The following is a 12,386-nucleotide window of genomic DNA, read 5'->3' on the forward strand; positions in this document are numbered from 1 at the left end:
CCCGCCCCCCCCGGCCCCCCCCGCCCCGCCCCCCCCCCCCCCCCCCCCGGGGGGGGGCCCCCCCCCCCCCCCGCCACTACCGATCGACGGCCAGCCAGGCCTGAACCACAGCCGCGTCGAACGGCCAGTCCAGCTCACGGTCGCCGCGCTCATCGCGCAGCACCGGCACCCGCGCGCCGTAGCGCGATTCCAGCGCCGGCTGGTCATCCAGGAACACCGATTCGAACTCCGGCGCTCTGGCCTTGGCCAGCTCGGCCAGAGCCATGTCGCACAGGTGGCAGTCGTCACGCTGGAACAGAGTCAACACCGGATGGGTCTCCTTGGCGGAAATGCTGCGCCGCAGCCATTGAAGTGCGGCGTGAACCGCTAGAATAGCGGTCTCTTCCGGTACCCGCAGTACGGCAACCATGGCTGTCAGCACGTTCGACGTTTTCAAGATCGGCATTGGCCCGAGCTCCTCGCACACCGTCGGGCCGATGAAGGCCGCCGAGCGATTCATCCACCGCTGGCTGCTCGATCCGGGCCGCCTGCACGAGGTCGCGCGCATCCGTGCCGATGTCTACGGCTCGCTGGCGCTGACCGGCCGCGGCCATGGCACCGACAAGGCGATCCTGCTGGGCCTGGAAGGGCAGCGGCCGAACCTGATCGACCCGGACATCATCCCGGCCACGCTGGAGCGCATTCGCAACAGCAAGCGCATCCAGCTGATGGGCCAGCACGAGATCGCCTTCGACGAGAAGCGCGACCTCGGCATGAACAAGCGCCAGAAGCTGCCGTACCACACCAATGGCATGCGCTTCACCGCGTACAGCGCCGAGGACGAAGTGATCGCCACCCGCGATTATTACTCGGTCGGTGGCGGCTTCGTGGTCAACCAGGACGACGCGGCCGATGACCGCATCGTGCCCGACGAGACCCCGCTGCCCTACCCGTTCAAGAGCGGCGACGAGCTGCTGGCGCAGACCGCACGCAGCGGCCTGAGCATTGCCCAGCTGATGTTCGAGAACGAGAAGTGCTGGCGCAGCGAAGACGAGATCCGCGCCAACCTGCGCGAGATCTGGAGTGCGATGCAGTCGTGCGTCGCGCGTGGCATCCGCGAGGAAGGCGTGCTGCCGGGTGGCCTGAAGGTTGGCCGTCGTGCACCAGCGCTGTACCGCGAGCTGTCGTCGAAGCCGGAAGCGGCAATGCGCGATCCGCTGACCACGCTGGACTGGGTCAACCTGTACGCGCTGGCGGTGAACGAAGAAAACGCCGCCGGTGGCCGCGTGGTGACCGCGCCGACCAACGGTGCAGCCGGCGTGCTGCCGGCGGTGCTGCATTACTTCGACCGTTTCTGCCCGGGCGCCAACGAGCAGCGTGTGTTCGACTTCCTGCTGACCTCTGCAGCGATCGGCATCCTGTACAAGGAAAACGCTTCGATTTCCGGTGCCGAAGTGGGTTGCCAGGGCGAAGTGGGCGTGGCCTGCTCGATGGCGGCCGGCGGCCTGGTCGCGGCGCTGGGCGGCAACCCGAGCCAGATCGAGAATGCCGCGGAAATCGGCATGGAACACAACCTGGGCCTGACCTGCGACCCGATTGGTGGACTGGTGCAGATCCCGTGCATCGAGCGCAATGCGATGGGTGCGGTGAAGGCGATCAATGCCTCGCGCATGGCGATGCGCGGCGACGGCAAGCACAAGGTGTCGCTGGACAAGGTGATCAAGACCATGCGCGATACCGGCCGCGACATGCAGGACAAGTACAAGGAAACCAGCCGCGGTGGCCTGGCGGTGAACGTCATCGAGTGCTGAGCTCGACCGGGCCCGGCGCGATGGCGCCGGGCCACAGGTAGAGTCGACTGTCAGTCGACTATCGCGCGCAGCGCGGGTTATTCGCGGTCTGATCGAAGAGCAGTCGACTGACAGTCGACTCTACCCCGTTGTCCCTGGCCGGTCGGACGACACCGTCACCGCGTTCCGGTTAGGCTCGAGGCTCCCTCGCCCCGGATTACCCCATGCGCGTGATCGCCACTGCCCTGCTTGCCTGCCTGCCGCTGCCGGCCCTGGCCGCGCCCACCTACGGGCCGCGGCTGGAAGGTTTCGACTACGGCTACCCGGTGAATACCTTCGCGCTGGAATCGCAGCGGCAGCCCCTGGAGATGGCGTACCTTGACATCGCGCCGAAGAAGGCGCCCATCGGCGTGGTGGTGCTGCTGCACGGCAAGAACTTCTGTGCCGCCACCTGGAAGGAATCGATCAAGCCGCTGGTCGCCGCCGGCTACCGGGTGATCGCCCCGGACCAGGTGGGGTTCTGCAAATCCAGCAAGCCCGAACGCTACCAGTATTCGTTCGCGCAGCTGGCCGCCAACACCCATGCCCTGCTGCAACAGCTGCAGCTGGGTGATGTACCGGTGCACCTGGTCGGCCATTCGATGGGCGGCATGCTGGCGGTGCGCTACGCGCTGATGTTCCCGCAGGACCTGCGCAGCCTGTCACTGGTCAATCCAATCGGGCTGGAAGACTGGAAGGCGCTGGGTGTTCCCTGGCGCAGCGTGGACACGTGGTACGCCGGCGAAATGAACATCAGCTATGACAGCATCCGCCGCTACCAGCTGGACGTGTACTACGACGGCAAATGGAAGCCGGCGTATGAACCGTGGGCGCGGATGCAGTCGGGCATGTATGAAGGCCCGGGCAAGCAGGTCGTTGCATGGAGCCAGGCACTGGCATCGGACATGGTGTTCAACCAGCCGGTGGTCTATGAACTGAAGAATCTGCAGGTGCCGACCACGTTGTTCATCGGCCAGAAGGACCGCACCGCGATCGGCCGTGACCTGGCGCCGCCTGCGGTGAAGGCGACGCTGGGCAATTATCCGGTGCTGGGCAGAGCAGCGGCCGCGGCCATTCCGGGCGCGACGCTGGTCGAGTTCCCCGAACTAGGCCATTCGCCACAGGTGCAGGACCCGAAGCAGTTCAATACGGCGTTGTTGAAGGCGTTGAGGTCGGGTTGAGATTGCGGGTCCGCCGGGCATGGCCCGGCGAGCGCAGCAACACGGACATCAACCCACGATGCGCAGCACGTCATCCAGCAACGCGGCCGCAGTGACTTCCGCACCCGCCCCCGGCCCCTGGATCAGCAACGGCTGGCGGCGGTAGCGATCACTGTGGATGGCCACGCGGTTGTCAGTGCCCGCGCCCTGCGCCAAGGGGTGATCGGCCGGCAACTCGCGCAGGCCTACCTGCGCACCCTCGCCATCAACGCGGCCGACGAAACGCAGCACACGACCATTGTCGCGAGCCTGCTGCCAGCGCGCCTGCAGCGGCACATCCAGCTGCTCGAGCGCAGCCACCGCATCCTCCAGCGGCAGCGCTGCCAGCGCTTCAGGCACCAGTGAATCCACCTGCACCTGCGAAGCATCCAGCGCCAGCCCGCTGCTGCGCGCCAGGATCAGCAGCTTGCGGCGCACGTCCTCGCCGGACAGATCCAGACGCGGGTCCGGTTCGGTATAACCGGCCGCCAGCGCCTCGCGCACCGCCGCCGAGAACGGCGATTGACCGTCATAGCGATGGAACAGCCACGCCAGCGAACCGGACAGCACGCCCTCGATGGCATGGATGTGGTCACCACCGGCCACCAGCGCGCGCAGGCTGCTCAGTAGCGGCAGGCCAGCGCCCACGGTGGCGCTGTCGCCATAACGCGCACCGCTGTCGGCACAGCTCTCGGCAATGGCCTGTGCGCGTGCCAGCTGCGCGCCACGGCCCAGTTTATTGGCAGTCACCACGTGCACACCGCGCGCCAGCCACTGCACGTGACGCGCGGCGACGTCTTCACTGGCGGTGGCATCGACCACTACGTCGCCACGCTCCAACCCTTCGGCACTGGCCCACGGTGGCGAGCTGAGGCCGTCACGCGGTGCGCGTCGTGCCAGTTCCAGCGGCAGCGCCAGGTCGCGATCGATCTCCAGCGCGGTGCGCGAGTTGGCCAGCCACTGCACGCTGGGCAGTTCCAACCCACGTGCCTGCAGCACCTGGTAGCGCTGCACGAAGGCCGAGCCGACCGTGCCGGTGCCGAGCAGCGCCAGGCGTCCCACGCCCAGCGCAGGAATGTCAGCGGCGAGCGCGTTCATGCATCCACCACCTGTTTGCGGCGCGCAGCCGCATCGATCACCGCTTCGGCGCGCTGCAGCGCTGCGCCGAGATCAGCCAGCAGGTCACGCTCGGCCTCGATGCCGACCGACAGGCGCAGCAGGCCTTCGCTGATGCCGGCGGCCGCGCGCGCTTCAGCGGTCATCGCCGCATGGGTCATGGTGGCCGGGTGCGCGATCAGGCTTTCGACGCCACCCAGCGATTCGGCCAGGGTGAAACAGCGCAGGCCATCGACGAAGGCACGCACTGCGGCATGCGGATCGTCGCCTTCGCAGTGCGCCAGTTCGAACGACAGCATCGCACCGAAGCCGCTTTGCTGGCGTGCGGCGATGGCGTGGCCCGGATGATCGGCCAGGCCCGGGTAGTACACCGTGCCGACCGCCGGATGCTGGTCGAGCAAGGCAACGATCGACGCGGTGTTCTCCTGGTGCACACGCAGGCGCGCATCCAGCGTGCGCAGACCACGCAGGGTCAGGAACGCATCGAACGGCGAGCCGGTCAGGCCCAGCGCGTTGCCCCACCACACCAGCTGCTCGTGCAGCGCCGGATCGCGCGCGACCACCGCACCACCGACCACATCGCTGTGGCCATTGATGTACTTGGTGGTGGAATGCAGCACCAGGTCCGCACCGAACGACAGCGGTTGCTGCAGGGCCGGCGACAGGAAGGTGTTGTCAACCACCACGAGGGCACCAGCCTTGTGCGCGGCCTCGATGACGAAGCGCAGGTCGGTGATGCGCAGCAGCGGGTTGGACGGCGTTTCCACCAGCACCAGCTTCGGCTGGGCCGCCAGCGCCTGCGCCAGCGCGCGCGGATCGGTCAGGTCGGCGGTGACCAGTTCGAAGTGGCCCTTCTTCGCCAGCGCATTGAACAGGCGCCAGCTGCCGCCGTACGCATCGTGCGGCACCACGAGGGTATCGCCCGGCTGCAGCAGTGCGTTCAGCACCAGATTGATCGCGCCCATGCCGGTCGCAGTGATGACACCACCGGCGCCGCCCTCCAGTTCCGCCAGCGCCTCGCCGAGCAGGTCACGGGTCGGGTTGCCACTGCGCGTGTAGTCGTACTGGCGCTTGTTGCCGAAGCCTTCAAAGCTGAAGTTCGACGACAGCACGATCGGCGGCGTGACCGCGCCATGTGCGGTATCCCGATCGATGCCGGCACGGACGGCGGCAGTGGTGCGGCTACAGGACGGCTCGTTGGCGTGCAGGCTCATGCGGACTCTCCAGAAGTGCGGAATGCGGTGGCGAGGATCGCGTCGATGCGATCGGTTTCTTTGAGGAAGGCGTCGTGGCCGTAGGGGGAGCGCAGCACGCGCAGGCTGCCGCGCGGGCCCAGCCCTTCGACCAGACCGACCAGGTCGGCCAGCGGCACCAGGCGGTCACCCTCCACCGCGACAACTACGGTGGGCGGCAGGATCGAGGTGGGGTCGACGCGGTGCAGGTCGATCGATTCGGACAGGCGCAGGTAGGCGGTCACCGGCGTGCGTGCGACGTACTGCGCACCGGCAGCGTCGAGATAGTCTTCGGCGGCCACGCGCACGCGGCCATTGATCACTTCCGGCGCGGCATCGAAGCGCTCGCCGAACTCTTCCGGGGTTCGGTAGCTGAGCATGGCGAACTGCCGGGCCAACGCCAGACCGTGGTCTTCGCCGCACTGCAGCTGGCCCAGCGCGACCGCGCGGCGCTGCAATGCGCGCCAGGCGGCGGCATACGGATGCGGGCGATGCGCGCCACTGGCCAGCACCAGCTGGCGCACGCGTGCACGGTGGCGGATCGCGAACTGCTGGCCGACCAGCGCCCCGTAGGAGTAGCCCACGAACGCCTTCAGCGTGCGGATGCCGAGATGGTCCAGCAGCAGCGCCAGTGCATCGGCCTGGTCGGCGGTATCGATCGGCACATCCAGTGCACCGTCGGCGCCGATGAAGTCGAAGGCCAGCACGCGCAGCTGCTGCGGATCCAGCGCGCGGCCGCTGCCCACCAGGTCTTCGGCCCAGCCCTTCTCGCTGAACTGCGCGTTGGACGCCACGTGGCGATGGGCGGAAATGCCACCGGCCAGCACCACCACCGGCGCATTGGCCGGGCCGACCCACTCATAGCGCAGGCGCACCGGGCTGGGGCCAGCGTGACGCATCGACAGCACCGCGGCGAACTCACCGCGCTCGGCATGCACGCGGTCTTCGACCGGCATGCTGACGGGGACAAAGGGTTCGGGGCGAATGGCGGTACTGGCGGCGAAGCTCATGGCGGGATCCGGTTGGGGAATCGGCCATCGAGCCTTCGCAGGGCCCGAGTTCGAGATGCACGTGGGGTGCATGGTTCGAACCATCTTTCGGTGGACGCCACGGTCCCCGCAGGATTTGGCACCTACGCAGACGCTTTCGCATCCGCGGGCTGCCCCGGCTTCAAAGGGCCTGTCCCTCTGCCGGTCTCGATGGTGGGGCCACGATGCCAGCCCTTCCGGACACTGTCAATCCCTTCATGCGGATAAAGCGATGAATATTTTCAACACGACTATGCGAAGGCGGTCGCGGTCGTCCTGTTCAGGATCGGCTACAGTCCCGGCGGTCCCTACCCACTGGAACCACTGATGCTGCGCCTGCCCCTGACCTGCCTGCTGATGTCCCTGCTGGCGAGCACGACGGCCAGCGCCGGTGACTGGCGCCAGGGCTGGGGACTGGTTTCCCCTGCGCCCCCAACCACCCACGCTGGCAGTGCCGAGGGCGCCGCCCCCATGGCCCGGCTGCGCCTGCAGCCGGTCGGCACGCAATGGCAGGCCCGGATCGACAACGGGCTGGCAGGACCGCTGCAGATCGAACTGCGCGCTGCCCCCGGACGCCCGGTCGAAGGGCTGCCGGTGCAATCGCTGATCCAGGGCGACAGCAGCCTGGTGGTCGGCCACCTGCCCGCTCCGCTCGATGGCCGTACGCTGGACCTGCGCCTGCAGTCGGTGCCGGGCAACCCGGCCGCACAGGCCGAGGATGTCGCCTACCGCCTGCCGTTCGATGCGGCCCGTCCGCGCGTGGACCAGGCGCCGCAGGGCCGGTTCAGCCACGATGACGAGGAGAACCGCGACGCGGTGGACTTCGCACTGCCGGAGGGCACGCTGGTGCTGGCCGCGCGCGAGGGCACGGTGATGCAGATCCAGGATGGCTTCCGTGGCAACGGCCAGGACCGCGAACGTGATGGTGCCCGCGCCAACTTCATCCGCGTGCTGCACAGCGACGGCAGCATGGCGCTGTACGGCCACCTGCAGGCCGGCGGCATGCGCGTGCGTCGCGGCCAGGCGGTGGGGGCCGGGCAGCCGCTCGGCCTGTCCGGCAACAGCGGATTCAGCAGCGCGCCGCACCTGCACTTCGTGGTGCAGGTCAACTGCGGCATGGGCCTGCGCTCGGTGCCGGCACGCATCTTCGCCGAGCAGGGCCAGCTGCAGTTCGCCCGCCAGGGCGAGGCCGAAGGCGGCACCGGGCGCTGACCGGCCCCGGCCGGTATAATCGGGCGCTTATCTCTTTGAAAAGCGCCCCGGGCGGGCGCCACTGCCATGTCCGAAGTCGCCAACGAAGCGTCGCGTCGCCGCACCTTCGCCATCATCTCCCACCCTGACGCCGGCAAGACCACGCTGACCGAAAAGCTGCTGCTGTTCGGAGGCGCGATCCAGATGGCCGGTTCGGTCAAGGGCCGCAAGGCCGCCCGCCACGCCACCTCCGACTGGATGGCGCTGGAAAAGGAGCGCGGTATCTCCGTGACCTCCTCGGTGATGCAGTTCCCGTACGAAGGCAAGATCGTCAACCTGCTCGACACCCCCGGCCACGCCGACTTCGGCGAGGACACCTACCGCGTGCTGACCGCGGTGGATTCGGCGCTGATGGTGATCGACGTGGCCAAGGGCGTGGAAGAGCGCACCATCAAGCTGATGGAAGTGTGTCGCCTGCGCGACACCCCGATCATGACCTTCATCAACAAGCTCGACCGCGAGGGCAAGGACCCGATCGAGCTGCTGGATGAAGTGGAGACCGTGCTGGGCATCCAGTGCGCGCCGGTGACCTGGCCGATCGGCATGGGCCAGCGCCTGAAGGGCGTTGTCCACCTGCTGACCGGCGAAGTGCACCTGTACGAACCGGGCCGCAACTTCACCCGCCAGGATTCGACCATCTTCCCGTCCATCGATGCGCCCGGCCTGGCCGAGAAGATCGGTGCACAGATGCTGGCCGACCTGCGCGACGAACTGGAACTGGTGCAGGGCGCCAGCCATCCGTTCGACCTGGACGCCTACCGCGCCGGCAAGCAGACCCCGGTGTTCTTCGGTTCCGGCGTGAACAATTTCGGCGTGCAGCCGCTGCTGGACTTCTTCGTCGAGCACGCACCGTCGCCGCAGGCACGCTCCACCACCGGCCGCGAGATCGCCCCGGAAGAGAACAAGCTGACCGGCTTCGTGTTCAAGATCCAGGCCAACATGGACCCGCAGCACCGTGACCGCGTGGCGTTCATGCGGGTCTGCTCGGGCCGCTTCAGCGCCGGCATGAAGACCTTCCACGTGCGCACCGGCAAGGAAATGAAGCTGGCCAACGCGCTGACCTTCATGGCCAGCGACCGCGAGATCGCCGCCGAGGCATGGCCGGGCGATGTGATCGGCATCCACAACCACGGCACCATTTCCATCGGCGATACCTTCACCGAAGGCGAAGCGGTCACCTTCACCGGCATCCCCAACTTCGCCCCGGAACTGTTCCGCCGCGCACGCCTGCGCGATCCGCTCAAGCTCAAACAGCTGCAGAAGGGCCTGGCCCAGCTGTCCGAGGAAGGTGCGACCCAGTTCTTCCGCCCGCTGACCAGCAACGACCTGATCCTGGGTGCGGTCGGCGTGCTGCAGTTCGACGTGGCCGCCTACCGCCTGAAGGACGAGTACGGCGTGGAGGCCACCTTCGAGCCGGTCAGCGTGACCACTGCGCGTTGGGTCCACTGCAGCAACGAGAAGAAGCTGGAAGAGTTCCGCGAGAAGAATGCGCTGAACCTGGCGCTGGATGCAGCCGGCCACCTGGTCTACCTGGCACCGACCCGGGTCAACCTGCAGCTGGCCCAGGAACGCTCGCCGGACGTGCGCTTCTCGGCCACCCGCGAAGCGGCGCATACGGTTTCGGTGGGCTGATGCCAGCGGGTCGGATTTTTTTCCGCAAGGAAAGGGCTCTGACCCCGGCCGTCGCGGGTGGTTCATCCACACATGGCGTGGATCTACCGCTCACGGATTCATCGGCGCAACGCAGGGATTCACCCACCGTACGGTGACGGGCGTGCACACGACGGCCATCGCGGCGATGATAGGGGGACGCGGGTCCCCCTCCCCGTGAACGATGCCCATGCCCATGTCCACGACGTCCATTGCTTCGATCCGTGAAGAAATCGCCAGCGCCCTGACCCATGGCCTGGGCGCGGTGTTCGCCCTGGCAGCCAGCGCGGTGCTGATCACCCTGGCTGCGATCTACGGCGACGGCTGGCAGCTGGCCAGCGCGATCGTATTCGGTATCGCGCTGTTGCTGCTGTACACCGCCTCCACCCTGTATCACGCCATCCAGCATCCGGTCGCCAAGGGCCGCTTGAAGGTATTCGACCACTGCGCGATCTACGTGCTGATCGCGGGCACCTATACCCCGTTCACCCTGATCGGCCTGCGTGGTCCGTGGGGCTGGGGCCTGTTCACCGCGATCTGGGCGCTGGCGCTGGGCGGCGTGGTGTTCAAACTGTTCTACACCGGCCGCTTCAAGGTGCTCTCAACGGTGATCTACATCGCCATGGGCTGGCTGGTGGTCGTGGCGATCAAGCCGATGTGGGCTTCGATCGACGGCGGCACCCTCACCTGGCTGTTCGCCGGCGGCCTGTCGTACACGCTGGGGACCTACTTCTACCACCGTGAATCGATCCCGTATTCGCATGCGATCTGGCACCTGTTCGTGATCGGTGGCAGCGTCTGCCACTTCGTCGCGGTCACCATGCAGGTGCTGTAAAACGGCGTTCGAACGCGGCGTGTGCACACCACGCACATGGACGCTTCGCGCCCTGTCCACGAAGAGGGGGCAACCATGGGGGCGTGAATGCTGCCGCCTCCCCTGCCGCAAGGCGCACGACCCGCTGGCGCCTCCACCGCCCCGGCCCACGAGGCCGGCGCTGGCTCACGATCCTTATCTTCCTGCTGGCGGCACTCCTGCTGCTGATCGCGCTGTGGGACTGGAACTGGTGCAAGGGGCCGGTTGAGCGCGCGGTGCAGGCACGCACCGGCCGTGCGCTGCACATCGGGAACCTTGATGTCGACCTCGGCCGCACCAGTACGATCCGCGCCGATGCGATCACCTTCGCCAATGCCAGCTGGGCGAAACAACCCGATATGGCCACCGCAGACCGCGTCGAGATCGACGTGCGGGTGTGGCCCCTGCTGCGCGGCAGCGTGCAGCTGCCCGAAGTACGCCTGACCCGGCCGGACGTGCTGCTGGAAACCGCGCCGCGCAAGGGCGACCCGGGCAACTGGGATTTCCTCGGTGGCAGCGCCGGCGGGACCAGCCCCCAGCTCAAACGGCTGCGCATCGATGACGGTCGCCTGCAGTTCCTCGACGCGCTCGGCCGTACCGATATCCGCGTGGACGTGCGCAGCGGCCAGCCGAAACAGGCCGATGCGGCGCCACCGCTGCTGGTACAGGGCAAGGGACACTGGCAGGGCAATCCGTTCACCCTGCGTGGCGGCACGGAATCACCGCTGGAGCTGACCGACAGCGACCATCCGTTCCGCATCCATCTCGATGGCCGGGCAGGCGCCACCCACGCGGTAGCTAGTGGCACGCTGACCAACCCCTTCCAGCTGCGCGTGTTCGATCTGCAGTTTGCGCTCAGCGGCCAGGACCTGGCCGACCTCTATCCGCTGCTCGGCATTGCCATTCCGCCGTCGCCACCCTATGCGTTGAACGGCCGGCTCAAGCGTGACCACAACATCTGGCGCTACGATGCTTTCACCGGCAAGGTCGGTGACAGCGACCTCGGTGGCAATCTGCAGTTCGAAGTGGGCGGTGCGCGGCCGCGGCTGACCGCCACGCTGGAATCCAAGCGCCTGGACTTCGATGACCTTGCCGGCTTCGTCGGTGCCCCACCGAAAACCGGCGGCGAGGAAACCGCCAACGCAGAACAGAAGGCCGAGGCCGCACGGGTTGCTGCCCGCGCCCGCGTGTTGCCCGACACGCCCTACAACCTCGGCAAGCTGCGCGCGATGGATGCCGACGTGCGCTGGAAGGCCCACCGCATCAACGCGCCGTCGCTGCCGTTGGATGACATGGATGCGCACCTGTTGCTGGATGACGGCGTACTGCGGCTGGACCCGCTGAACTTCGGAGTGGCCGGAGGCGATATCCGCAGCACGATCCGCATGGACGCGCGCCGTCCGCAGATCAGCACCGCCCTGAAGGCGAGCGTGCGCGGCGTGCAGCTCGGCCAGCTGTTTCCGGACGCGAAACTGGCCGAGCAGGCCAAGGGCGGCATCGGCGGGGAGGTGGACCTGAGCGGCCGCGGCAACTCGATCGCCGCAATGCTCGGCAGCAGCAGTGGCAAGGTCGGCCTGGCGATGGGCCGTGGCCATGTCGGCAACCTGGTGATGGAGCTGGCCGGGTTGGACATCACCGAATCGCTGAAATTCCTGGTGACCGGTGACAAGCAGATCCCCCTGCGCTGCGCCTTCGCCGACTTCGGCGTGCGCGACGGCCTGATGACCAGCCAGGCGCTGGCGGTGGACACCACCGATACGATCCTCATCGGCGAAGGCACGGTCAGCCTGCGCGACGAGACCTTGGACCTGCTGCTGAAACCGCGCCCGAAGGACAAGAGCATCCTGGTACTGCGCTCACCGTTGCACATCGGCGGCACGTTCAAGGACCCGTCGTTCCGCCCGGACTTCAAGGCGTTGGGTATTCGTGGCGCCGTGGCCCTGGCGCTGGGCAGCATCGCGCCGCCGGCGGCGCTGCTGGCGACCATCGAACTGGGGCCGGGCAAGGATGCCGACTGCGGCGGGCAGTATGCGAAGTAGAAGCGGGTGTTCGGCGGCGCCTCTGTTGTTCCCGGTTCGAGTGGGACGGGTGGGCCAGTCAGGACACGCCGTAAACCCGTCCATGAAGTGACCCCCGGGAGTTGGACACCAGATCCAACCCCGAGGGATACATGAACAGATACGACGCGCGTTTCAAACTGCTGGTCGCCAAGGAGGCCTGCAAGACCTCCACATCGGTCAAAGCCATTG

10 protein-coding genes and 1 riboswitch are annotated in these 12,386 nt (G+C 67.4%); of the genes, 6 read left to right on the top strand and 4 right to left on the bottom strand.

Features of this window, described 5'->3' with window-relative positions:
• Positions 1-76: 76 nt before the first annotated feature.
• Positions 77-307: a glutaredoxin family protein gene (locus V3B46_RS21475; protein WP_154353174.1), complete on the bottom strand. Its 231-nt coding sequence runs from the start codon at positions 305-307 to the stop codon at positions 77-79.
• Positions 308-407: 100 nt separating this feature from the next.
• Here V3B46_RS21475 and V3B46_RS21480 point away from each other — a divergent pair, with 100 nt between their 5' ends.
• On the top strand, positions 408-1,790 hold the full coding sequence (locus V3B46_RS21480; RefSeq protein WP_154353175.1) for an L-serine ammonia-lyase: 1,383 nt from the start codon (positions 408-410) through the stop codon (positions 1,788-1,790).
• A gap of 203 nt (positions 1,791-1,993) precedes the next feature.
• Entirely contained in the window at positions 1,994-2,989 is a 996-nt protein-coding gene (locus tag V3B46_RS21485; protein WP_329892862.1) for an alpha/beta fold hydrolase, read from the top strand.
• Between the two features lie 48 nt (positions 2,990-3,037).
• Here V3B46_RS21485 and V3B46_RS21490 read toward each other — a convergent pair whose 3' ends face one another.
• The 3 genes from V3B46_RS21490 to metX are packed head-to-tail and all read right to left on the bottom strand — an operon-like array spanning position 3,038 to position 6,365.
• Entirely contained in the window at positions 3,038-4,105 is a 1,068-nt protein-coding gene (locus tag V3B46_RS21490) for a homoserine dehydrogenase family protein (protein WP_164171694.1), read from the bottom strand.
• Complete coding sequence (locus V3B46_RS21495; RefSeq protein ID WP_154353177.1) at positions 4,102-5,337, bottom strand: O-succinylhomoserine (thiol)-lyase; 1,236 nt, start codon at positions 5,335-5,337, stop codon at positions 4,102-4,104. Before V3B46_RS21495 ends, V3B46_RS21490 begins: the two co-directional genes overlap by 4 nt.
• Positions 5,334-6,365, bottom strand: a complete 1,032-nt coding sequence (metX, locus tag V3B46_RS21500) for a homoserine O-succinyltransferase MetX (protein WP_489686305.1) — start codon at positions 6,363-6,365, stop codon at positions 5,334-5,336. Before metX ends, V3B46_RS21495 begins: the two co-directional genes overlap by 4 nt.
• A 77-nt stretch (positions 6,366-6,442) precedes the next feature.
• Positions 6,443-6,561: riboswitch (SAM riboswitch) on the bottom strand.
• Between the two features lie 149 nt (positions 6,562-6,710).
• Between metX and V3B46_RS21505 the strand changes: the two genes are divergently transcribed.
• The 4 genes from V3B46_RS21505 (at position 6,711) to V3B46_RS21520 (ending at position 12,176) form a co-directional block, all read left to right on the top strand.
• On the top strand, positions 6,711-7,595 hold the full coding sequence (locus tag V3B46_RS21505; RefSeq protein ID WP_329892863.1) for a M23 family metallopeptidase: 885 nt from the start codon (positions 6,711-6,713) through the stop codon (positions 7,593-7,595).
• 66 nt (positions 7,596-7,661) lie between these two features.
• Complete coding sequence (locus tag V3B46_RS21510) at positions 7,662-9,266, top strand: peptide chain release factor 3 (RefSeq protein ID WP_014038155.1); 1,605 nt, start codon at positions 7,662-7,664, stop codon at positions 9,264-9,266.
• Between the two features lie 214 nt (positions 9,267-9,480).
• Positions 9,481-10,119 (top strand): PAQR family membrane homeostasis protein TrhA, encoded by a 639-nt coding sequence (gene trhA, locus V3B46_RS21515; protein WP_005410682.1) that lies wholly within the window; start codon positions 9,481-9,483, stop codon positions 10,117-10,119.
• Positions 10,120-10,202: 83 nt separating this feature from the next.
• Positions 10,203-12,176: an AsmA family protein gene (locus V3B46_RS21520; RefSeq protein WP_329892864.1), complete on the top strand. Its 1,974-nt coding sequence runs from the start codon at positions 10,203-10,205 to the stop codon at positions 12,174-12,176.
• The last annotated feature ends 210 nt before the right edge of the window (positions 12,177-12,386 follow it).

Origin of the sequence: Stenotrophomonas sp. SMYL11 (assembly GCF_036320005.1) — a bacterium.
Classification (GTDB): Bacteria; Pseudomonadota; Gammaproteobacteria; order Xanthomonadales; family Xanthomonadaceae; genus Stenotrophomonas; species Stenotrophomonas maltophilia_A.

What these genes read in the sequence shown, in the direction of transcription:
- V3B46_RS21480 (WP_154353175.1), top strand. Translation starts at nt 408, where the DNA reads ATGGCTGTCAGCACGTTCGACGTTTTCAAGATCGGCATTGGCCCGAGC.
- V3B46_RS21490 (WP_164171694.1), bottom strand. Translation starts at nt 4,105, where the DNA reads ATGAACGCGCTCGCCGCTGACATTCCTGCGCTGGGCGTGGGACGCCTG.
- V3B46_RS21510 (WP_014038155.1), top strand. Translation starts at nt 7,662, where the DNA reads ATGTCCGAAGTCGCCAACGAAGCGTCGCGTCGCCGCACCTTCGCCATC.
- V3B46_RS21505 (WP_329892863.1), top strand. Translation starts at nt 6,711, where the DNA reads ATGCTGCGCCTGCCCCTGACCTGCCTGCTGATGTCCCTGCTGGCGAGC.
- V3B46_RS21495 (WP_154353177.1), bottom strand. Translation starts at nt 5,337, where the DNA reads ATGAGCCTGCACGCCAACGAGCCGTCCTGTAGCCGCACCACTGCCGCC.
- metX (WP_489686305.1), bottom strand. Translation starts at nt 6,365, where the DNA reads ATGAGCTTCGCCGCCAGTACCGCCATTCGCCCCGAACCCTTTGTCCCC.
- V3B46_RS21485 (WP_329892862.1), top strand. Translation starts at nt 1,994, where the DNA reads ATGCGCGTGATCGCCACTGCCCTGCTTGCCTGCCTGCCGCTGCCGGCC.
- trhA (WP_005410682.1), top strand. Translation starts at nt 9,481, where the DNA reads ATGTCCACGACGTCCATTGCTTCGATCCGTGAAGAAATCGCCAGCGCC.